37 protein-coding genes are annotated in these 20825 nt (G+C 42.0%); all 37 read left to right on the top strand.

Features of this window, described 5'->3' with window-relative positions; genetic code table 11:
- The first annotated feature begins 25 nt into the window (after positions 1 to 25).
- The 37 genes from tuf (at position 26) to sat (ending at position 20811) form a co-directional block, all read left to right on the top strand.
- Positions 26 to 1216, top strand: a complete 1191-nt coding sequence (gene tuf, locus UB51_RS19585) for an elongation factor Tu (RefSeq protein WP_044878721.1) — start codon at positions 26 to 28, stop codon at positions 1214 to 1216.
- 401 nt (positions 1217 to 1617) lie between these two features.
- Complete coding sequence (gene rpsJ / locus UB51_RS19580) at positions 1618 to 1926, top strand: 30S ribosomal protein S10 (RefSeq protein WP_017692074.1); 309 nt, start codon at positions 1618 to 1620, stop codon at positions 1924 to 1926.
- 41 nt (positions 1927 to 1967) lie between these two features.
- Positions 1968 to 2591, top strand: a complete 624-nt coding sequence (gene rplC / locus UB51_RS19575) for a 50S ribosomal protein L3 (RefSeq protein ID WP_044878720.1) — start codon at positions 1968 to 1970, stop codon at positions 2589 to 2591.
- Positions 2592 to 2616: 25 nt separating this feature from the next.
- Positions 2617 to 3240 carry a 50S ribosomal protein L4 gene (gene rplD / locus UB51_RS19570; protein WP_044878719.1) on the top strand — a complete coding sequence of 208 codons (624 nt, stop codon included), beginning with the start codon at positions 2617 to 2619 and terminating at the stop codon, positions 3238 to 3240.
- Complete coding sequence (gene rplW / locus UB51_RS19565) at positions 3240 to 3533, top strand: 50S ribosomal protein L23 (protein WP_044878718.1); 294 nt, start codon at positions 3240 to 3242, stop codon at positions 3531 to 3533. Before rplD ends, rplW begins: the two co-directional genes overlap by 1 nt.
- A 12-nt stretch (positions 3534 to 3545) precedes the next feature.
- Complete coding sequence (gene rplB, locus UB51_RS19560; protein WP_044878717.1) at positions 3546 to 4376, top strand: 50S ribosomal protein L2; 831 nt, start codon at positions 3546 to 3548, stop codon at positions 4374 to 4376.
- A 68-nt stretch (positions 4377 to 4444) separates the two neighbouring features.
- Complete coding sequence (gene rpsS / locus UB51_RS19555) at positions 4445 to 4723, top strand: 30S ribosomal protein S19 (RefSeq protein WP_044878716.1); 279 nt, start codon at positions 4445 to 4447, stop codon at positions 4721 to 4723.
- Positions 4724 to 4758: 35 nt separating this feature from the next.
- Positions 4759 to 5091 carry a 50S ribosomal protein L22 gene (gene rplV, locus UB51_RS19550; protein ID WP_044878715.1) on the top strand — a complete coding sequence of 111 codons (333 nt, stop codon included), beginning with the start codon at positions 4759 to 4761 and terminating at the stop codon, positions 5089 to 5091.
- A 13-nt stretch (positions 5092 to 5104) separates the two neighbouring features.
- Positions 5105 to 5770, top strand: coding sequence for a 30S ribosomal protein S3 (gene rpsC / locus UB51_RS19545; RefSeq protein WP_044878714.1), 666 nt, complete (start codon positions 5105 to 5107; stop codon positions 5768 to 5770).
- Between the two features lie 2 nt (positions 5771 to 5772).
- The gene (gene rplP, locus UB51_RS19540) at positions 5773 to 6207 is read left to right on the top strand and encodes a 50S ribosomal protein L16 (protein WP_044878713.1); all 435 of its coding nucleotides are present in this window, start codon (positions 5773 to 5775) and stop codon (positions 6205 to 6207) included.
- Positions 6197 to 6394, top strand: coding sequence for a 50S ribosomal protein L29 (gene rpmC / locus UB51_RS19535; RefSeq protein WP_044878712.1), 198 nt, complete (start codon positions 6197 to 6199; stop codon positions 6392 to 6394). Before rplP ends, rpmC begins: the two co-directional genes overlap by 11 nt.
- A 43-nt stretch (positions 6395 to 6437) precedes the next feature.
- Complete coding sequence (gene rpsQ / locus UB51_RS19530) at positions 6438 to 6704, top strand: 30S ribosomal protein S17 (protein ID WP_044878711.1); 267 nt, start codon at positions 6438 to 6440, stop codon at positions 6702 to 6704.
- 36 nt (positions 6705 to 6740) lie between these two features.
- Entirely contained in the window at positions 6741 to 7109 is a 369-nt protein-coding gene (rplN, locus tag UB51_RS19525) for a 50S ribosomal protein L14 (protein ID WP_044878710.1), read from the top strand.
- Between the two features lie 56 nt (positions 7110 to 7165).
- A complete protein-coding gene (rplX, locus tag UB51_RS19520; protein WP_044878709.1) occupies positions 7166 to 7519 on the top strand; it encodes a 50S ribosomal protein L24 in 354 nt (117 codons plus the stop codon).
- 30 nt (positions 7520 to 7549) lie between these two features.
- A complete protein-coding gene (gene rplE, locus UB51_RS19515; protein ID WP_044878708.1) occupies positions 7550 to 8092 on the top strand; it encodes a 50S ribosomal protein L5 in 543 nt (180 codons plus the stop codon).
- Positions 8093 to 8140: 48 nt separating this feature from the next.
- Positions 8141 to 8326 carry a type Z 30S ribosomal protein S14 gene (locus UB51_RS19510; protein ID WP_044878707.1) on the top strand — a complete coding sequence of 62 codons (186 nt, stop codon included), beginning with the start codon at positions 8141 to 8143 and terminating at the stop codon, positions 8324 to 8326.
- 31 nt (positions 8327 to 8357) lie between these two features.
- Positions 8358 to 8756 (top strand): 30S ribosomal protein S8, encoded by a 399-nt coding sequence (rpsH, locus tag UB51_RS19505; RefSeq protein ID WP_044878706.1) that lies wholly within the window; start codon positions 8358 to 8360, stop codon positions 8754 to 8756.
- Positions 8757 to 8789: 33 nt separating this feature from the next.
- Positions 8790 to 9332, top strand: coding sequence for a 50S ribosomal protein L6 (gene rplF / locus UB51_RS19500; RefSeq protein ID WP_044878705.1), 543 nt, complete (start codon positions 8790 to 8792; stop codon positions 9330 to 9332).
- An 83-nt stretch (positions 9333 to 9415) separates the two neighbouring features.
- Positions 9416 to 9784 carry a 50S ribosomal protein L18 gene (gene rplR, locus UB51_RS19495; RefSeq protein ID WP_044880312.1) on the top strand — a complete coding sequence of 123 codons (369 nt, stop codon included), beginning with the start codon at positions 9416 to 9418 and terminating at the stop codon, positions 9782 to 9784.
- Between the two features lie 27 nt (positions 9785 to 9811).
- On the top strand, positions 9812 to 10309 hold the full coding sequence (gene rpsE / locus UB51_RS19490; protein ID WP_044878704.1) for a 30S ribosomal protein S5: 498 nt from the start codon (positions 9812 to 9814) through the stop codon (positions 10307 to 10309).
- Between the two features lie 12 nt (positions 10310 to 10321).
- The gene (rpmD, locus tag UB51_RS19485) at positions 10322 to 10507 is read left to right on the top strand and encodes a 50S ribosomal protein L30 (RefSeq protein WP_044878703.1); all 186 of its coding nucleotides are present in this window, start codon (positions 10322 to 10324) and stop codon (positions 10505 to 10507) included.
- Between the two features lie 44 nt (positions 10508 to 10551).
- A complete protein-coding gene (rplO, locus tag UB51_RS19480) occupies positions 10552 to 10992 on the top strand; it encodes a 50S ribosomal protein L15 (protein WP_044878702.1) in 441 nt (146 codons plus the stop codon).
- Entirely contained in the window at positions 10992 to 12290 is a 1299-nt protein-coding gene (secY, locus tag UB51_RS19475; RefSeq protein WP_044878701.1) for a preprotein translocase subunit SecY, read from the top strand. The genes rplO and secY overlap by 1 nt, the downstream gene beginning before the upstream one ends.
- 87 nt (positions 12291 to 12377) lie before the next feature.
- The gene (locus UB51_RS19470; protein ID WP_044878700.1) at positions 12378 to 13028 is read left to right on the top strand and encodes an adenylate kinase; all 651 of its coding nucleotides are present in this window, start codon (positions 12378 to 12380) and stop codon (positions 13026 to 13028) included.
- A gap of 256 nt (positions 13029 to 13284) precedes the next feature.
- Positions 13285 to 13593, top strand: coding sequence for a KOW domain-containing RNA-binding protein (locus UB51_RS19465; RefSeq protein ID WP_044878699.1), 309 nt, complete (start codon positions 13285 to 13287; stop codon positions 13591 to 13593).
- Between the two features lie 2 nt (positions 13594 to 13595).
- Positions 13596 to 13811 carry a translation initiation factor IF-1 gene (infA, locus tag UB51_RS19460; protein ID WP_044878698.1) on the top strand — a complete coding sequence of 72 codons (216 nt, stop codon included), beginning with the start codon at positions 13596 to 13598 and terminating at the stop codon, positions 13809 to 13811.
- A gap of 188 nt (positions 13812 to 13999) precedes the next feature.
- Positions 14000 to 14113: a 50S ribosomal protein L36 gene (rpmJ, locus tag UB51_RS19455; protein WP_026688601.1), complete on the top strand. Its 114-nt coding sequence runs from the start codon at positions 14000 to 14002 to the stop codon at positions 14111 to 14113.
- A 20-nt stretch (positions 14114 to 14133) separates the two neighbouring features.
- Positions 14134 to 14502, top strand: a complete 369-nt coding sequence (rpsM, locus tag UB51_RS19450) for a 30S ribosomal protein S13 (protein ID WP_044878697.1) — start codon at positions 14134 to 14136, stop codon at positions 14500 to 14502.
- A gap of 19 nt (positions 14503 to 14521) precedes the next feature.
- Positions 14522 to 14917, top strand: coding sequence for a 30S ribosomal protein S11 (rpsK, locus tag UB51_RS19445; protein WP_044878696.1), 396 nt, complete (start codon positions 14522 to 14524; stop codon positions 14915 to 14917).
- A gap of 132 nt (positions 14918 to 15049) precedes the next feature.
- Positions 15050 to 15994 (top strand): DNA-directed RNA polymerase subunit alpha, encoded by a 945-nt coding sequence (locus UB51_RS19440; protein WP_044878695.1) that lies wholly within the window; start codon positions 15050 to 15052, stop codon positions 15992 to 15994.
- A 33-nt stretch (positions 15995 to 16027) separates the two neighbouring features.
- Positions 16028 to 16393: a 50S ribosomal protein L17 gene (rplQ, locus tag UB51_RS19435; RefSeq protein ID WP_044878694.1), complete on the top strand. Its 366-nt coding sequence runs from the start codon at positions 16028 to 16030 to the stop codon at positions 16391 to 16393.
- Positions 16394 to 16554: 161 nt separating this feature from the next.
- Positions 16555 to 17328 (top strand): tRNA pseudouridine(38-40) synthase TruA, encoded by a 774-nt coding sequence (truA, locus tag UB51_RS19430; RefSeq protein WP_044878693.1) that lies wholly within the window; start codon positions 16555 to 16557, stop codon positions 17326 to 17328.
- 59 nt (positions 17329 to 17387) lie between these two features.
- On the top strand, positions 17388 to 17669 hold the full coding sequence (locus UB51_RS19425) for a TFIIB-type zinc ribbon-containing protein (RefSeq protein WP_044878692.1): 282 nt from the start codon (positions 17388 to 17390) through the stop codon (positions 17667 to 17669).
- Positions 17670 to 17904: 235 nt separating this feature from the next.
- Positions 17905 to 18342, top strand: a complete 438-nt coding sequence (gene rplM / locus UB51_RS19420) for a 50S ribosomal protein L13 (protein ID WP_044878691.1) — start codon at positions 17905 to 17907, stop codon at positions 18340 to 18342.
- A 21-nt stretch (positions 18343 to 18363) separates the two neighbouring features.
- Positions 18364 to 18756 carry a 30S ribosomal protein S9 gene (gene rpsI / locus UB51_RS19415; RefSeq protein ID WP_044878690.1) on the top strand — a complete coding sequence of 131 codons (393 nt, stop codon included), beginning with the start codon at positions 18364 to 18366 and terminating at the stop codon, positions 18754 to 18756.
- 181 nt (positions 18757 to 18937) lie between these two features.
- Entirely contained in the window at positions 18938 to 19630 is a 693-nt protein-coding gene (locus UB51_RS19410; RefSeq protein ID WP_044878689.1) for a phosphoadenylyl-sulfate reductase, read from the top strand.
- A gap of 26 nt (positions 19631 to 19656) precedes the next feature.
- A complete protein-coding gene (gene sat / locus UB51_RS19405) occupies positions 19657 to 20811 on the top strand; it encodes a sulfate adenylyltransferase (protein WP_044878688.1) in 1155 nt (384 codons plus the stop codon).
- Positions 20812 to 20825 lie beyond the last annotated feature (14 nt).

Below are 20825 nucleotides of genomic sequence, written 5' to 3'. Positions count from 1 at the left end.
ATATTTAAAGGAGGAAATGTTTAAAATGGCAAAGGCTAAATTTGAACGTAACAAAACTCACGTTAACATCGGAACTATCGGTCACGTCGATCATGGTAAAACTACTCTTACTGCTGCAATTACTTCTGTACTGTCCAAGACTTATGGTGGTGCAGCAATAGCGTTCGACCAAATCGACAAAGCACCAGAAGAGCGCGAACGCGGTATCACAATCTCTACTTCTCACGTTGAGTACGAAACACCTAAGCGTCACTATGCTCACGTTGACTGCCCAGGTCACGCCGACTACGTTAAGAACATGATTACTGGTGCTGCACAAATGGATGGAGCTATCTTGGTAGTTTCCGCGGCTGATGGTCCTATGCCACAGACTCGTGAACACATCCTATTGTCTCGTCAAGTAGGTGTTCCTTACATCGTAGTATTCTTGAACAAATGTGATATGGTTGAAGACGAAGAGTTGCTTGAACTAGTTGAAATGGAAGTTCGTGACCTGTTGAATGAATATGATTTCCCAGGTGATGACACTCCAATTTTCCAAGGTTCAGCTCGTGAAGCTTTGGCTAATCCAGACGGAGAATGGGCTGCTAAAATCGTTGAAATGTTCAATGTTATCGACGAGTATGTACCAGATCCAATTCGTGATACTGAAAAACCTTTCTTGATGCCTGTCGAGGACGTATTCTCCATCACTGGTCGCGGTACCGTTGCTACAGGTCGTGTAGAACGTGGTACTGTTAAAGTCGGCGAAGAAGTCGAAATTATTGGTATTGTTGAAGAATCCAAGAAATCCGTCGTTACTGGTGTGGAAATGTTCCGCAAATTGCTAGATTCCGCTCAAGCTGGTGACAACATCGGAGCATTGCTTCGTGGTGTTGACCGCACACAAATCGAGCGTGGTCAAGTACTTGCTAAACCAGGTACTGTTAAACCACACACAGAATTTTCTGCACAAATCTACGTTTTGACAAAAGAAGAAGGCGGACGTCATAAACCTTTCTTCACTGGTTACCGTCCACAGTTCTACTTCCGTACAACTGACGTAACTGGCGTCATCTCTTTGCCAGAAGGAACTGAAATGGTTATGCCTGGTGACAACATCACTGTAACTGTTTCATTGATCAACCCAATCGCGATTGAAGAAGGTACTAAATTCTCCATTCGTGAAGGCGGACGTACTGTTGGTGCGGGTGCCGTTGCAACAATCACTAAGTAATTTAAAGACCTTGGTCTTTAACCAAATAGAGTAATACAAAGCAACAGTGTACTGTAACGAGCAACATTGTATTGTAAACGAAAGTGAAAGAGATCTTATCCTTACTAAGGTAAGGATAAGATCTCTTTTTTAATGTTTTTATTTATTATTATTGATTTAGAGTTGCTTCATTAGATAAATAAGTGTAAAATATATTTTTGTGAGCGAATAAATTATAAAATACTATTTAATACTTGCATTATACCAAAGTATTATATATAATAATGAATGTTGTTCTGAGACGTTGCGATGATGTGAGAGGTTACTGACACACCAGGCCCCTTTGCCATGGGGCGGTTGGTTAGAAAATTTTCACGGAGTATGTCCGATACCAAATTGGGCGATAGAAGGAGGGACTATAAATGGCAAAGCAAAAGATTCGTATTCGTTTGAAAGCTTATGATCACAGAATTCTTGATCAATCCGCAGAGAAAATTGTTGAAACTGCAAAACGTTCGGGTGCAGGTGTTTCCGGACCAATTCCACTTCCAACTGAAAAACAAATTATTACCATTCTCCGTGCGGTACACAAGTATAAGGATTCGCGTGAGCAATTCGAACAACGCACACATAAGCGTTTGATCGACATTGTGAACCCAACTCCACAAACTGTGGATGCCTTAATGCGCTTGGACCTGCCGTCCGGTGTAGATATTGAAATTAAATTGTAATTTCTCCTAAAGGGAATATAGAAAGGAAATGAGGTGTCAACATGAAAGGTATCTTAGGAAAAAAACTCGGAATGACTCAAGTATTTACCCCTGAAGGTAATGTAATTCCTGTAACGGTAATCGAAGCAGGTCCTTGTGTTGTATTGCAGAAGAAAGACCTAGAAAACGATGGCTACGAAGCTGTTCAACTGGGCTTCTCTGACAAAAAAGAGAAAAACGCAAACAAACCTGAAGCAGGTCATGCGAAGAAAGCAAACGCTACGCCTAAGCGCTACGTTCGCGAGATTCGCGGTATTGACTCCGCAAGTGTTGAAGTGGGTCAAGAATTGAAGGCTGATGTCTTCACTGAAGGTGAATTTGTTGACGTAACTGGTACTTCCAAAGGTAAAGGTTTCCAAGGGGTAATTAAACGTTGGGGACAAAGCCGCGGACCAATGGCTCACGGATCGCGTTATCACCGTAGACCAGGTTCGATGGGTTCCATTCAAGCGAACCGTGTTCCTAAAGGCAAACGTCTTCCAGGACACATGGGTCACACTACAATTACTGTACAAAAGCTAGAAGTGATCAAAGTGGATGTAGAACGTAATGTTCTTCTAATAAAAGGTGCTATCCCAGGACCTAAAAACAGCTTTGTGAAAATTAAAGAAACGGTGAAGAAATAATCACCCCTAGAAAGGAGGAACAACAGTGCCCAAAGTAGTGCTTTTTAATGTCAGCGGAAAAGAAGTAGGAGAAGTGGAATTGAGTGACACTGTATTCGGTATTGAACCGCACGTACATGTTATGAATGAAGCAGTCTTGCTACAAAGAGCTTCGCTGCGTCGTGGTACACACAAGGTTAAAGGGCGTTCTGAAGTCCGCGGTGGTGGACGTAAGCCTTGGAAACAAAAAGGTACAGGTCGTGCTCGTCAAGGTTCCATTCGTTCGCCACAATGGAAAGGCGGCGGCGTAGTATTTGGACCAACTCCACGCAGCTATGCATTCAAACTGCCTAAGAAGGTTCGTCGTTTAGCTATTAAGTCTGCATTGTCTTCTAAAGTGATTGATAATAACATTATCGTCCTTGATGCACTTGCATTGACTTCACCAAAAACTAAAGAGTTTGTTGCAATCTTGAACAACTTGAAAGTAGACCGTAAAGCTCTGATCGTAGCACCTAGTTATGATGATGTGGTTGCTTTAGCATCACGCAACATCCCAGGTGTGAAATTCGTAGCAGCTGACGGCATTAATGTCCTTGACGTGCTTCTGTACGACAAGTTGATCATTACGAAGGAAGCAGTTCAGAAGGTAGAGGAGGTGTTCGCGTAATGAAGGATCCTCGCGATGTGATTAAGCGTCCGGTAATTACGGAACGTACGGCCGACTATATGAGCGAAATGAAATATGCTTTTGAAGTTGATATCCGTTCCAACAAAACCGAGATCAAGCAAGCTGTCGAAGCTATTTTCAAAGTTAAAGTAACAAATGTTAACACAATGCGTGTACCGCAAAAACCTAAACGTTATGGTAAATATTCTGGTTACACTTCAGAGTGGAAAAAAGCCATTGTATCGCTTAGTAAAGATAGCAAACCGTTAGAATTTTTTGAATCCGTAGAGTAAGGAGGGAATACAGTGCCCATTAAAAAGTATAAACCGACATCCCCGGCCAGACGTAACATGTCCGTGTCTACGTTTGAAGAGATTACAACTGATCAACCGGAGAAGTCATTGTTGGCACCACTGAGCAAAACAGCGGGCCGCAATAACCAAGGTAAAATTACCGTTCGTCATCACGGCGGTGGACACAAACGTAAATATCGTATTATTGACTTCAAACGGACTAAAGACGGAATACCAGGTCGCGTTGCTACGATAGAATATGACCCGAACCGTACTTCCAACATTGCTCTAATTAACTATGCTGATGGAGAGAAACGTTATATCATCGCTCCTAAAGGATTAAAAGTTGGAGATCAAGTTGAATCCGGTCCTACTTCTGACATCAAAATCGGTAATGCTCTTCCTTTGGAAAACATTCCGGTGGGTACAGTTATCCACAACATCGAATTGCAACCAGGTAAAGGTGGACAATTGGTACGTGCAGCTGGTACTGAAGCTCAGCTTCTTGGTAAAGAAGAAAAATATGTATCCATTCGTCTATCTTCCGGTGAAGTTCGTCGTATCCTGAAAGTTTGCCGCGCTACGATCGGTTCTGTTGGTAATGAAGACCACGAACTAATCAAAATCGGTAAAGCAGGACGCAGTCGCTGGTTGGGACGTCGCCCAGAAGTACGCGGGGTAGTAATGAACCCTAACGATCACCCACACGGTGGTGGTGAAGGTCGCGCTCCAATCGGACGTAAATCTCCATTGTCTCCTTGGGGTAAACCAACTCTTGGTTTCAAAACGCGTAAAAAAGGTAAAGCTTCTGACAAATATATCGTTCGCCGCCGCACAAAATAATGCACTCTGTGCATAACTTTGTGAAGTGCCGAAAGTAACGAGAGATTTGATGAAGGGAGGATTCACATATGAGTCGCAGCTTAAAAAAAGGTCCATTTATTGATGGCTACCTGTTGAAAAAAGTTGAAGTTATGAACGATTCGGACAAAAAAGCAGTAATCAAAACTTGGTCACGTCGTTCAACTATTTTCCCACAGTTTATCGGACTTACATTTGGCGTGTATGACGGACGTAAGCACGTTCCAGTATACGTAACGGAAGATATGGTAGGTCACAAATTGGGCGAGTTCGCTCCAACACGTACTTACAAGGGTCATGCAGATGATGACAAGAAAACAAGAAGATAATATTTTAATCTCTTTGTCTGAGAGGAGGTAAAACAATGGAAGCAAAAGCACATGCTAAATCTATTCGGATTTCTTCTCGTAAAGTTCGATTAGTAATCGATTTGATTCGCGGCAAGCAAGTTGGTGAAGCAATCGCAATTCTGCGACACACTCCGAAAGCATCTTCTCCGGTGGTGGAGAAGTTGTTAAACTCAGCGATTGCCAATGCTGAGCATAATTACTCTTTAGATATAAATAAATTGGTTGTTACTGAAGCTTATGTCAACCAAGGACCTACGATGAAACGTTTCCGTCCTCGTGCTATGGGGCGCGCTAGTCGTATAAATAAACGCACAAGCCACATCACTTTGGTGGTATCTGAGAAATAAGGAGGGATAACGCGTGGGCCAAAAGATAAATCCGGTTGGACTCCGGATAGGTATTATCCGTGATTGGGAATCTAAATGGTACGCAGGCAAAGATTTCGGTACACTTTTGCTTGAAGACATTAAAATTCGTGAGTACGTTAAAAATAAATTAAAAGATTCGGCTGTTTCCCATATTGAAATTGAGAGAGCAGCTAATCGTGTGAATGTTACGATCCACACAGCGAAACCAGGTATGGTTATTGGTAAAGGTGGTTCTGAAGTAGAAGTACTACGGAGCCAAATTACAAAAATTGCTGATGGTAAGAAAGTTCACATCAACATTTCTGAAATCAAACACCCTGAGCTAGATGCAATTCTTGTTGCTGAAAGCATTGCACAACAATTGGAACGTCGCGTTTCTTTCCGTCGTGCACTGAAACAAGCAATGCAAAGAACTATGCGTTCTGGCGCTAAAGGTATCAAAACTAAGGTCGGCGGACGTCTCGGCGGCGCTGAAATCGCTCGTTCGGAAGGCTACAGCGAAGGAACTGTTCCACTTCATACGCTTCGTGCTGATATTGACTATGGTACAGCTGAAGCGGCTACAACTTACGGCCGTATTGGCGTGAAAGTGTGGATTTATCGTGGTGAGGTTCTTCCTCCGGCTAAGAAACAAGCTGCTCAGGAAGGAGGCAACTAATCATGTTGGTACCAAAACGTGTAAAACACCGTAAGCAACAACGCGGTCACATGAGAGGTATGGCAAAAGGCGGTACAGAGTTGAACTTCGGCGAATTCGGTCTTCAAGCTACAGAGCCTTCATGGGTCACTAACCGTCAAATCGAGGCTGCGCGTATCGCAATGACTCGTTATATCAAACGTGGCGGTAAAGTTTGGATTAAGATTTTCCCGGACAAACCAGTTACACAGAAGCCTCTAGAAGTGCGGATGGGTAGTGGTAAAGGTAACGTGGAGAAATGGGTTGCTGTAGTAAAACCAGGCAAGATTATGTTTGAACTTGGTGGAGTATCTGAAGAAATCGCTCGTGAAGCGATGCGTCTTGCTTCTCATAAACTACCAGTAAAAACGAAGTTTGTGAAACGTGAAGAATTGGGTGGTGAAGCAAATGAAAGCTAGTGAATTTCGCAACCTAACCTCTGCTGAGATAGAGCAAAAAATATCCGGATTTAAAGAAGAACTCTTTAATCTCCGTTTTCAACTGGCTACCGGCCAGCTTGATAACCCTACACGGATTCGTGATGTACGTAAAGAAATAGCTCGTGCTAAAACTATTATCCATGAGAGAATTCTCGGCATTAGTTAATTGAATTTGACACACCTGTCTATATTCAGGAAGGAGGCTAACTATGAGCGAAGAACGCAATGCTCGGAAAGTGCAATTCGGTAAAGTAGTCAGCGACAAAATGGACAAAACAATCGTTATTGCTGTTGAAACACACAAAAAGCATAGCTTGTATCACAAGCGTCTTAAATCGACTAAGAAATTTAAAGCGCATGATGAGAATAATACAGCTAAAATCGGGGATACCGTTAAAATAATGGAAACTCGTCCGCTTTCTAAGGATAAATGCTGGAGATTAGTTGAGATCGTTGAAAAAGCGGTAATCATCTAAACCAGTGATAGTTTTTTTCGAAAGGAGGAAATATCAATGATTCAACCATTTACACGTTTGCATGTAGCAGACAACTCCGGAGCGAAGGAACTAATGTGTATCCGCGTTTTGGGAGGAACTGGTCGTCGTACAGCAGCAATCGGTGATTTGATCGTGTGTTCTGTTAAACAAGCAACACCAGGCGGCGTTGTCAAAAAAGGTGATGTTGTTAAGGCTGTTGTAGTTCGTACTAAGCGTACAGTTCGTCGTAAAGACGGTTCATATATCGCATTTGACGAAAATGCAGCGGTTGTTGTTAAAGATGATAAGAGCCCACGTGGAACTCGTATTTTTGGACCTGTTGCTCGCGAACTTCGCGACAGAGACTTCATGAAAATCGTTTCCTTGGCACCGGAAGTTATCTAAATTAAAAGACCCTTAAAGTTCTTGCAACGTATCGCAAGCCGCAGGAGGTGTAACAAATGCCAAAAGTTAAAAAAGTTCTAGAATCCCATAGCCATAAACTTCACGTGAAAAAAGATGATACTGTTATGGTGATCAGCGGTAAAGACAAAGGTAAAAAAGGCCGTGTCATTGCAGCTTATCCTCGCCATAATCGGGTGCTAGTAGAGGGCGTAAACATGGTGAAAAAACACCAAAAGCCTAATCAAGCTAATCCGCAAGGCGGTATCATTGATCAAGAAGCAGCTATCCACGTCTCAAACGTGATGCATATTGATCCTAAAAGCGGAAGCGTAACTCGCATCGGATACAAAGTATTGGATAACGGAAAAAAGGTTCGCGTAGCGAAAAAATCCGGAGAAGTTATCGACTAAGGAATAGTGAAGAAAGGAGGTTTGTGATCCATGGCAGTAAGAATGAAAGAGCGTTTCTTGAATGAAATTACACCTGCTTTGATGCAGAAGTTTAATTATACGACAGTCATGCAAGTGCCTAAGATCGAGAAAGTAGTTATCAACATGGGTGTTGGTGAAGCTGTTTCGAACTCTAAAGTACTTGATGCCGCTGTTAATGACATGCAACTAATCGCAGGTCAAAAACCGGTCATTACTCGTGCTAAGAAATCCATCGCTGGATTTAAATTGCGTGAGAACATGCCAATCGGCGTGAAGGTTACACTTCGCGGTGAGCGTATGTACTACTTCTTGGACAAATTGTTCAATGTAACACTAGCACGTGTTCGTGACTTCCACGGCGTATCCACCAAAGCATTTGATGGACGTGGTAACTATACACTTGGACTCAAGGATCAGTTAATCTTCCCTGAGATAGAGTATGACAAAATAGATAAAGTTCGTGGAATGGATATCGTTATCGTAACGACAGCCAATACAGATGAAGAATCCCGCGAGCTACTTGCTCAACTGGGAATGCCTTTTGCGAAATAATTTCGCAAATTAATTTCTCCGAAAATTATTAGGAGGTGTCAGGCTAAAGTGGCAAAAACTTCGATGGTAGTAAAACAACAACGTACACCAAAATATAAGGTTCGTGCTTATACTCGCTGTGAACGTTGTGGTCGTCCGCATTCGGTACTGCAAAAGTTTAAAGTTTGCAGAATTTGTTTCCGTGAATTAGCTCATAAGGGCCAGATTCCTGGCGTGAAAAAAGCAAGCTGGTAAGAAGTCCATAACGGGAAGGAGGTTTACACACATGACTATGTCTGATCCAATCGCAGATATGTTGACTCGTATTCGTAACGCTAATACAGTGCGTCATGAGACAGTAGAAATGCCTGCTTCAACAATGAAGAAACAAATCGCTGATATCTTGAAGCGTGAAGGTTTCATACGTGATGCAGAAGTTATCGCTGATAACAAACAAGGGATTATCCGTATTTTCTTGAAATACGGTCAAAATAATGAACGTGTTATTACCGGGTTGAAGAGAATTAGTAAACCAGGCCTTCGCGTGTACACGAAGAGCAATGAAGTTCCTCGTGTTCTAGGCGGTCTAGGTATTGCGATTATCTCTACATCTAAGGGAGTAATCACGGATAAAGAAGCTCGTCAATCAAAAGCTGGCGGAGAAGTTGTCTGCTACGTTTGGTAATATAATGTCACAAGACAAGGAGGTGCAACACACATGTCTCGTATTGGTCGCAAGCCTATAGCAGTACCAAGTGGTGTAGAAATCACACTTAATAAGACAGTTATTACAGTTAAGGGACCTAAGGGTACTTTGACCCGTGAACTTCATAAAGACATGAAAGTAACGGTAGATAACAACGAAATCAATGTAGAACGTCCATCTGATAACAAAACGCATCGTTCCCTTCACGGAACAACTCGCAGCGTTGTCAATAATATGGTTACGGGTGTAACTGAAGGATTTACGAAGAATCTGGAATTGGTTGGGGTCGGGTATCGTGCAAGCAAAACCGGAGATAAAATCGTATTGAACGTAGGTTACTCTCATCCAGTTGAAATTTCACCAGAGCCAGGTATCGAATTTGAAGTACCTGTTAACACGAAAATCATCGTTAAGGGAATTGATAAAGAGCGCGTAGGTGCATACGCTGCTGAGATTCGTTCCGTACGCGAACCTGAACCTTACAAAGGTAAAGGGATTAAGTATGAAGGTGAACGCATTATCCGTAAGGAAGGTAAAGCTGGTAAGAAAAAATAAATTATTTTTTCTTGCCTATCTTTTACCTTGTGCGTCTTAAAGTGATGCTTTGAAGGCAAACTGAAGGGAGTGAAATGGAAGTCATGATTAACAAACAAGATAAGAACAAAGCACGTGTAAGAAGACATCTTCGTGTTCGTAAGAAAATTACTGGAACCGTTGAACGTCCACGTCTTAACGTATTCCGTTCTTCAAAACATATCTATGCTCAACTAATTGATGATGTAACTGGTGTAACTATCGTATCAGCATCTACTGTTGATAAGGGGTTAAGCGAAGAAATCAGCAATGGTGGTAACGTAGAATCCGCTCGTAAAGTTGGCGAATTGATCGCTAAACGTGCTAAGGATAAAGGTGTTGCATCTGTTGTTTTTGACCGTGGAGGTTACTTGTACCATGGACGGATTCAAGCACTTGCTGATGCAGCTCGTGAAGCAGGGCTAGAATTTTAAGACATTTTTAAAAAGGAGGTTAACGACTTGCGTGTAGATCCGAATACTTTAGAACTGACTGAAAGAGTTGTAAATATTAACCGCGTATCTAAAGTTGTAAAAGGCGGACGCCGTTTTAGCTTTAGCGCGTTGGTAGTTGTCGGCGATGGAAAAGGTTACGTTGGCGCTGGTATCGGTAAAGCTGGCGAAGTACCTGATGCGATCCGTAAAGGCATCGATGATGCTAAGAAAAATCTGATTCATGTTCCGCTTGTTGGAACAACCATTCCTCACCTTGTTACAGGTCATTTCGGTGCCGGTCGCGTTTTGTTGAAACCAGCATCTGAAGGTACTGGAGTTATTGCCGGTGGTCCTGTACGTGCGGTTCTTGAACTAGCTGGTGTAGGAGATATCTTGACAAAATCTTTGGGTTCTTCGAACTCCATGAATATGGTCAACGCGACTTTAGAAGGCTTGTCCCGTCTAAAACGCGCTGAGGATGTTGCGAAATTACGCGGCAAATCCGTCGAAGAGTTGCTCGGTTAAGGAGTGAATGTCATGACTAAACTTCAAATTACCCTTGTCCGTAGTCTAATTGGTCGTCCAGGGACTCAACGTACGACTGTCAATACATTAGGCTTGCGTAAAGTCAACCAAATCGTGGTTCATAACGACAATCCTGCTATTCGTGGAATGATCAATAAAGTGAGCCATTTAGTATCAGTTACAGAAATAGAAGGTTAATCTACCTAGACTAACTTACAAATCTTAAGGAGGTGCAACGAACGATGAAGTTACATGAGCTTTCCTCTGCTCCTGGTTCCCGCAAAGAACGCAAACGTGTTGGACGCGGTACTAGTAGTGGCACGGGTAAAACATCAGGTCGTGGTCATAAAGGTCAAAATTCTCGTTCCGGCGGCGGTGTTCGTCCTGGTTTCGAAGGTGGCCAAAACCCGTTGTATCGTCGCTTGCCTAAACGCGGATTTACAAATCCTACGCGTAAAGAATATGCGATTGTGAACATCGAAGATCTTAACAACTTTGCTGCAGATACAGAAGTAACACCAGAATTTTTGTTCGAAAATGGAATCGTGAAAAATGCTAAAAGCGGAATCAAGATTCTTGGCAACGGCGAAGTTACTGTAAAGCTGACTGTCAAAGCGAATAAGTTTTCTCAATCTGCGGTAGAGAAAATCGAGGCTGCCGGCGGTAAAACCGAGGTGATCTAATGTTCAAGACTCTTAGAAATATTTGGCATGTTGAAGACCTACGCAAAAGAATTTTCTTCACATTGTTCGTATTGTTTATCTATCGTATTGGTACTTTTGTTCCGGTTCCCGGAGTAAACAAAGAAGCCTTAAGCGCTAGTAATCAAGCAGGTGCTGAATTGTTTGGTCTCCTCAACACTTTCTCGGGTGGAGCACTGTTTCAGTTCTCTATATTAGCCCTTGGAATTACGCCATATATTACAGCGTCCATCATAGTGCAATTGCTCTCTATGGATGTTATTCCAAAGCTTGCCGAGTGGGCAAAACAAGGTGAGCATGGTAAGAAAAAGTCAACACAATTGACTCGTTATGCTACGATAGTATTAGGATTAATTCAAGCATTCGCGATGTCTATCGGTTTCAACCGTATGTATGGAACCGAAATGATTCCTAATGCAACATTTGGTAAATATGTTCTGATTGCAATTGTATTGACTGCAGGTACAGCATTCCTAATGTGGCTTGGTGAGCAGATTACGGAAAAGGGTATTGGTAACGGGATTTCGATTCTGATCTTTGCAGGTATCGTAGCAAATATCCCAACTTATATTCGTACAACAGCACAATCCGATTTCATTCAAGACAATCAATTGTTTATGAATTCACTGAAGACTATTATTATTGTTTTAGTGATTATTGCGATCATTGTTGGAGTTATATTTATTCAGCAAGCGATTCGCAAGATTCCAGTACAATATGCAAAACGTGTTGTTGGTAATAAAATGTACGGAGGACAAAATACGCACATACCGCTGAAGATCAATGCAGCAGGCGTAATTCCAGTTATCTTCGCCGTTTCATTACTACAATTTCCAATTATCATTTCAAGCTTTTGGTCTTCACATGCGTGGGCAAAATGGGTTACCGTTAACTTAAGACATGATGAACCTCTTGGTATGGTACTCTACGTTATGATGATCATTGGTTTTACATTCTTTTATACATTTGTTCAGATGAATCCTCAACAAATGGCTGATAATATGAAGAAGAATGGTGGATATATCCCAGGCATACGCCCAGGGAAAGCAACAGAGAAGTATATGACAAGAGTTATGTCTCGTCTAACGATGTCTGGTGCCATATTCCTTGCTGTTATTTCTTTAATGCCAATATTATTAGGATCTTTGGCTGGTTTGCCTAGCTCGGTTCAAATCGGGGGTACTGCATTGCTCATCATCATCGGTGTAGCATTGGATACTATGAAGCAAATCGAGAGTCAATTGATCAAACGCCATTATAAAGGTTTCATTAATAAATAATGGATAGGTCCGGCGAAGTTAATGAACTTCCCGGCGCCTGTTGCGTTATTTCTTGCAATGGGAATCTCTTGAAGGGAGTGACAGATATTGAACATTCTATTCATGGGCCCTCCTGGGGCAGGTAAAGGAACGCAAGCAGCTGCTATTGTGAACGAGTATGGGATTCCTCATATTTCAACAGGCGATGCATTTCGTCTGGCGATTAAACAAGGAACACCAATCGGGATCAAAGCTAAAGAGTATATGGATCAAGGCTTGTTGGTACCGGATGATGTAACGATCGGGATTGTGGAAGAACGACTTCAGCAGTCCGATTGCGAAAAAGGTTTTCTATTGGACGGCTTTCCAAGAACTCTTTCGCAAGCGGAAGCGCTTGATGGGATTCTATCACGCTTAAACACTCAATTGGATCATGTCATTAACTTGAAGGTTGACCGCAACAAATTGTTGGCGCGTCTAACTGGAAGACGGATATGCAAGAACTGTGGAGCCACATATCATGTGATCTTTAACCCGCCTGTACAGGAAGGTATATGTGATAAATGCGCTGGAGAATTGTATCAACGTTCTGATGATAACGAAGAGAGCGTAGGAACTCGCCTTGACGAATATATTAATAAAACAACACCGCTCTTAGAGTTCTATGAGAACAAAGGTAAATTGCGTCAGATCGATGGTGAAAAGGAAATTGGTGCGGTTTCCGACGAAATCGTATCATTACTGCGAGGTTCGATGTAATGATCATTAGTAAGTCCACAACGGAACTTGGCTTTATGAATGAAGCTAGACATGAGATGGTGACAAGTTGTCTTGTTAACCCGTACATCATCATTCTAAACTCAATCGCTCTTGTAAGGACTACAATGGTTTTCCTGTTCGCATTTGCGCTTCGGTCTTGGAGCATGGATTTCCCGACAGTGACAAATTAAACTAACATTACATTACTGCTTGTTAATGGGATAATCACAAAAACTGAAGTCGTAGGTGATTGTATATGAAAGAACAAACCGAGACGCACATCGGTCAAGTTGTGAGAATCTTGAGAGGTAAGGATGCCGGACAGGTAGCTGTTATTCTCTCAAAAGCCGATAACAAGTTTGTCTATATTGCGGATGGGGATAAACGTAAGTTTGACCAAGCGAAAAAGAAAAATCTTCTTCATCTGGACCCCCAGCCTTTTATTAGCAGTGAGGTTGTAGACAGTTTAATTGAAAGCGGTCGGGTAACAAACGGCAAACTGCGTCATGCAGTTATGAAGTTTAATCAGTCCACCGCAATACATGCTGAAGAGAAAGGAGACTAACTGTGGCCAAAGAAGATGTTATTGAAATAGAAGGTACGGTCCTTGAGTTGCTTCCAAATGCAACATTTAAGGTTGAGCTTGAGAACGGTCATCAAATACTTGCCCATGTTTCAGGAAAGCTACGGATGCACTTTATCCGTATTCTGACGGGAGATAAAGTGGTCGTACAGTTATCACCTTATGATTTAACCAAAGGTCGTATAACTTACCGTAAATAGTTCTCTTAAACAAAGAGTACTAGTAAGATTGTAGTATGTTTTGCTTGGCGAAACATAGTTATTACTACGAAGAGAGTTTTGCAATGCAAAACTTGGTGAATGCTTTCGAAGTCAGTTTTGCTTCGCAAAACTGAGCTGATCCTTACGAAGTTAGTTTTGCTTCGCAAAACTTTAGGGAGGTAATTAACATGAAGGTAAGACCTTCTGTAAAACCCATGTGCGAAAAATGTAAAGTTATTCGTCGCAAAGGGACTGTAATGGTGATTTGCGAAAATCCGAAACACAAACAAAAACAAGGTTAAAGAAGGGGGTGTAGCGTAAAATGGCTCGTATAGCTGGAGTGGATTTGCCACGTGAAAAGCGCGTTGAGATCGCCTTGACTTACATTTTCGGGATTGGTAGAACAACTTCCCAGAAGATTTTGAAAGAAACAGGCATTAGTTCTGAAACTCGTGTAAGAGATTTGACTGAAGATGAAGTGAGCAAATTGCGTGAAACGATCGACAAGATGGTTAAGGTTGAAGGTGACCTTCGTCGTGAAATTTCCTTGAATATTAAACGTCTAGTTGAGATTGGTTGCTATCGTGGTGTGCGTCATCGCCGTGGGTTGCCGGTTCGCGGACAACGTACCAAGACGAATGCACGTACACGGAAAGGCCCTCGTCGTACGGTAGCAAATAAGAAGAAATAATAAGGGGGGATAAAGAACAATGGCTAAACCGAAAAAAGTCGTACGTACTAAACGTCGTGACCGCAAAAATATCGAATCTGGCGTGGCACATATTCGTTCCACGTTCAACAATACTATCGTAACTATTACGGATCCACACGGTAATGCAATTTCTTGGGCAAGCTCAGGCGGTCTAGGATTTAGAGGTTCCCGTAAATCGACTCCATTTGCTGCACAAATGGCTGCTGAACAAGCTGCTAAAGCTGCAATGGAACATGGTATGAAAACAGTTGAAGTTATGGTTAAAGGTCCTGGTGCTGGTCGTGAAGCAGCGATCCGTTCTTTACAGGCTGCTGGATTGGAAGTTAACGTTATTAAAGACGTAACTCCAGTTCCACATAATGGATGCCGCCCACCGAAACGTCGTCGTGTCTAATAAAGTCAACCTGAACAATGTGGTATAAAACCGGCGCAATCTGCTAACAATGGTTGTTTAGGCATACTACATGGATACGCTTGACAAGGTGACTAGTTCATATAGGAGCGACGTTTGAAGGAGGGAACATGCGTGATTGAAATCGAAAAGCCGAAAATCGAGACTGTAGATGTCAACGAAGATGGAGCCTATGGGAAGTTCGTAATAGAACCGCTGGAACGGGGATATGGTACTACTCTAGGGAATTCACTTCGACGGATCATGTTATCCTCGCTGCCTGGCGCAGCTGTAACATCGGTTCAGATTGACGGTGTTCTACATGAGTTCTCAACAGTTCCGGGTGTAAAAGAAGACGTAACGGAGATCATCCTGAATCTGAAAGCTCTATCCCTTAAAATTCATTCTGACGAAGAGAAAGTGTTCGAGATTGATGCTGAAGGCGAAGGAGTAATCACTGCAGCTGATATTCGTGCGGATAGTGATGTGGAAATCCTTAACCCGGATCTTCACATTGCAACATTGGGTCCTGGTGCTAGACTTCACATGCGTATTTTTGCAAGTCGTGGTCGTGGCTATGTTACAGCAGATAAGAACAAGCGTGATGATCAGCCAATTGGCGTCATTCCGATTGATTCTATCTACACTCCGATTTCCCGTGTCAATTATGGCGTGGAGAATACTCGGGTTGGTCAAGTGACGAACTATGACAAACTTACTCTAGAAATTTGGACTGATGGTAGCATCAGACCAGAAGAGGCTGTGAGTCTCGGTGCCAAGATTTTAACTGAGCATTTGATGCTGTTTGTAGGTCTTACAGATGAAGCTAAAGATGCGGAGATCATGGTTGAAAAAGAAGAAGACAAAAAAGAAAAAGTGCTTGAGATGACGATCGAAGAGCTTGATCTCTCAGTCCGTTCTTACAACTGCCTTAAGCGTGCTGGTATTAACACAGTACAAGAGCTTACTACTAAAACCGAAGAAGATATGATGAAGGTTCGTAACTTGGGCCGCAAATCTTTAGAGGAAGTACAAGAGAAGCTTGAGGAACTTGGTTTAGGTCTACGGTCGGAAGAATAGCTTCTAAGAGTCGTTAGTGAAGGAGGGGAAAACATGGCATACCAAAAGTTAGGCCGCGATTCCAGCGCACGTAAGGCATTATTTCGTGACCTGGTAACGGACCTATTCTTATACGAACGCATCCAAACAACGGAGGCTAAGGCAAAAGAAGTTCGTTCTATTGCTGAAAAACTGATCACTAAAGCGAAAAAGGGAGATCTTCATGCCCGTCGTCAAGTGGCAGCATTCGTACGTAAAGAAACTGTTGATGGCGAACAAGACGCTATTCAAAAATTGTTTACTGATTTGGCACCTCGTTACTCTGAGCGTCCAGGTGGATACACTCGTATCCTTAAACTAGGACCTCGTCGTGGCGATTCTGCGCCTATGGTATATTTGGAATTAGTAGACCGCGCGTAAGCGTGTAAACTGACGAAATGGAGAAAGGGGAATAAAGAATCGTAGATTCTAGATTAACCCTTTTTTTCACTTCATTTCGGAACAATGGAAGCTCCGAATGGGGCTTCTTTTTCTTTATTGTTATTCTTCTTACTGTGCGGTTAATTGAGGTGAGATAAGTGATGCGTAATCTTTGTATGAAGGTTAGTTACGAAGGTACGAATTATAACGGATTCCAGACTCAGCCAGATGGAATTACAGTGCAGGATCGATTGGAGCATGCTATTAAGTGTTTGACAGGGGAAGAGTTGAAGATTATAGCTTCTGGTCGGACAGATTCAGGCGTACATGCCTACGGTCAGGTTTTTAATTTTACTACTTCTTCTATCATACCTGTGGAACGATGGTGTCAGGCGCTGAACACTCGTCTCCCGCAAGATATTATTGTGAGGGATGCAGTAGAGGTTCCGCTATCATTTCACGCTAGAAGGGCAGCTAAGCGTAAGACATACCTATATACGATAAATGCGAATCAGTTCATTGATGTATTTCATAGACGGACTCAAACTCACCATCCTAGTAGATTGAACATTGCTGCTATGGAGGAAGGGTTGAAACATTTAATAGGAACTTATGACTTTACTTCTTTTGCTTCAAAGAATTCGACTAAACCATCACATATACGTACTTTGTATGATGCATATATGGTCGTTGATCAATCTATGTGTCGACCGAATTCACGGGATCAAGGTGTCATCCATACCTATGTAACGGGAAATGGTTTTCTTCAGCATATGGTTCGAATTATAATGGGAACTTTGCTAGAGGTTGGGGAAGGCAAGAAGAATGCCGATGATATTCCTATCATTCTGAAAGCGGAGGACCGTTCTAAAGCCGGACCTACAGCCGAAGGAAAAGGGCTTACGTTGTGTAGTGTGGAGTATAGTGATCTTTAATCACTGTATTTCTAATTAACTTAAAGTAATGATTCAATAGCTTGAAGGAGGATATGTGGATGAAGTGTCCAGTTTGTAATGATGTTCGCATGCGTGAAGTAGAAAAAAGTGGTGTTATGATCGATGTTTGTCCTGAGTGCAAGGGTGTATGGCTTGACCGGAATGAACTTGAGAAATTAATGTCAGAAGTACGTGAACAACGTCCTGCTTATAACGAATGGAATGATAAACGTTACGAAGAGGAGAAGTATGATTCCAAACGTCCCCAACATGGCAACTCAAATGGACATTACAATAAGAAAAAGAAATCTGTTTTGGATGTATTTAGCGACTTGTTTTAATAATGTGAACTATTTTTGGGGTAGAACGGAATAATTATGAGAATATGCTTGCGAATTGTATATCTATACTGTACAATAAAAATTGTGTTTTCTTAATGGCTTTCCCACAGCCCCAAATAAGAATGATCACATTAATATGTAAACTAATTATGATTTAGCTAACTACTATGATCGAATATGATCGAAGATAAATGAACAAGATTAATTTTCGGACGAAAACAAGGAGGAACTATCTATGCGTACCACCTATATGGCTAAGCCTAATGAATTAGAGCGCAATTGGCATATTGTTGATGCTGAAGGCAAAACGCTCGGTCGTTTAGCTACAGAAGTTGCTGCACTTATTCGCGGCAAACACAAGCCACAATTTACAACACACGTTGACACAGGAGATTTCGTTGTTGTGATCAATGCTGAGAAGATTTATTTAACAGGTAACAAATTAAAGGATAAGAAATACTACCGTCACTCCATGCACACAGGTGGATTGAAAATCACTTCTGCTGGTGACATGCTCAAGACTAAACCAGAACGTGTAATCGAAGCAGCAGTTAACGGTATGCTTCCTAAAACCCGTATGGGTAACAGCATGAAGTTGAGACTTAAAGTCTATGCAGGTACGGATCATCCACATGTAGCACAAAAACCAGAAGTCTACGAACTTCGCGGGTAATTAAAAGGGAGGACAGTTTTCATGGCACAAGTACAATACTATGGTACAGGTCGTCGTAAACATTCGGTAGCACGTGTTCGCCTTCTACCGGGTGAAGGACGAATTCTAATCAATAAACGCGACATCAATGATTACTTCAATCTAGAAACGCTAAAGCTGATCGTTAAACAACCTCTTAACTTAACAGAAACTTTGGACAAATACGATATCCTCGTAATTGCTCATGGTGGAGGAACTTCCGGTCAAGCAGGTGCAATCCGTCACGGTATTTCACGTGCGTTGCTTAAAGTAGATCCTGAGTTACGCCCTGCTCTTAAGAAAGCAGGATTCTTGACTCGTGATCCACGTATGAAGGAACGTAAGAAATACGGACTTAAAGCAGCACGTCGTGCTCCTCAGTTCTCAAAACGTTAATATTATTTTGGAAAGACCCATTCATTGCGAATGGGTCTTTTTTTGTTGCATACATAATAATTCAAAAATAAGGCGTTTGATCATTGACATAATATTGTAATTATCTATACTATAATAGACAATTCATATTAGTTAAGTGGGGATTGAGAATCGAACTCATTTAGAAACGGGGGATACAAACATGAACTTGCTAGAAAAGGAACAATGGATTAAAGAAAAGGCGGATGAATTTGAACATGCCACTGCGGAAGAAGTCATCAGATTTGCAGTCGAAACAATTCCTAATATTACATTTGCCTGCAGTTTTGGAGCTGAAGATGTGGTGTTGGTCCATATGTTACAACAAATCAGTCCTAAAACAGATGTTTTTTACTTAGACACAGACTTTCATTTTCAGCAAACGTATGAGACGAGAGACCAAATGGCACTAAGTTATGGCATAGATTTCGTAAGGGTCTCACCTAAGATAACCCCGGATGAGCAGGCTACACAGTACGGGGAAACTTTATGGAAAACGGATCCCAATGCTTGTTGTAATATTCGAAAGGTAGAACCACTTACTAGAATTCTATCTGAATATGATGCATGGATTACAGGTGTTAGACGTGACCAAGCTCCTACACGTGCTAATACAAGAAAAGTAGAATATGATGCGAAATTCGGACTTATTAAATTTAATCCTATTGCTGCCTGGACATCTGATGAAGTATGGAATTATATTCGGGAAAATAATGTACTCTATAACCCTCTGCATGATCAGAATTTTCCGAGTATTGGTTGTGAACATTGCACACGTCCTGTAATGCCTGGAGAAGATCCTCGTGCAGGTCGTTGGGCTGGTAGTGAGAAGACTGAATGTGGACTTCATAAATAATAATAGCGATACAAGGAGAGAAATCTATGACTTCAATACTACCCCATGGTGGGAAACTGATTCAGCGTGTGATACAAGGTGAAGCAAGAGAGAAGTTGTTGCAAGAAGCAAAAAGTTGGAAGAAGATTGCGATCAATACGTGGACGATCTCTGATCTAGATCTTATTGGTGTGGGAGCTTTCTCTCCGCTGCAAGGATTCTTGAATGAAGACGATTATCGATCTGTTATTTCATCCATGAGACTTGCGGATGGTACGGTATGGTCCATTCCGATAACGCTAGCTATAGATGAAGCTACTGCTGCTAGTCTTTCGCTAAATGAACAGGTTGCTCTTGTAGGAGCTGAAGATGACGTTATATACGGTACACTTCATGTAGAGAGTATCTATAATATAGATCAAGAAGAAGAAGCCAACCAAGTATTTAAGACGAATGATCCTGAGCACCCTGGTGTTAAGAAATTGCAAGAGCGTTCTTCGATCTATGTGGGTGGTGCGATTCAAGTTCTAAATCGGCCTGAACCTGCTAAGTTTAAAGAATTTTACTTTGATCCGATGGATACTCGTCGTCTATTCGCTGAGAAAGGATGGAACACGGTTGTAGGTTTCCAGACTCGGAATCCCGTCCATCGTGCGCACGAGTATATTCAGAAAAGCGCTATGGAAATCGTAGATGCTTTGTTCTTGAATCCACTTGTAGGAGAGACGAAGTCTGATGATGTTCCAGCCGACGTTAGAATGAATAGTTATCTAACGCTACTAGAGAATTACTACCCTGAAGATCGTACTTTTCTTGGTGTCTTCCCAGCTGCTATGCGTTATGCTGGTCCACGCGAAGCAATTTTCCATGCGATGGTTCGCAAGAACTATGGATGTACGCACTTTATCGTAGGACGAGACCATGCAGGTGTGGGCGATTATTACGGAACATATGAAGCACAGGAGATATTTAAGAACTTTAGCACAGAAGAGCTGGATATCACGCCGTTATTTTTTGAACATAGCTTCTTCTGTACTCGATGTGGGAATATGGCGTCTAGCAAAACTTGTCCACATGGCAAAGAGGATCATATGGCCTTATCTGGAACAAAGGTACGGGCTTTGTTACGTGATGGACTTTGTCCACCGCCAGAATTCACTCGTCCTGAGGTTGCGAAAGTACTTATTGAAGGTATGGCTTAAGAACTCAATTATAA

Source organism: Paenibacillus sp. IHBB 10380 (assembly GCF_000949425.1).
Taxonomy (GTDB): Bacteria; Bacillota; Bacilli; order Paenibacillales; family Paenibacillaceae; genus Paenibacillus_AQ.
The sequence above is the reverse complement of the archived record's forward strand: the minus strand, read 5'-3'. Positions and strand labels throughout refer to the sequence as shown.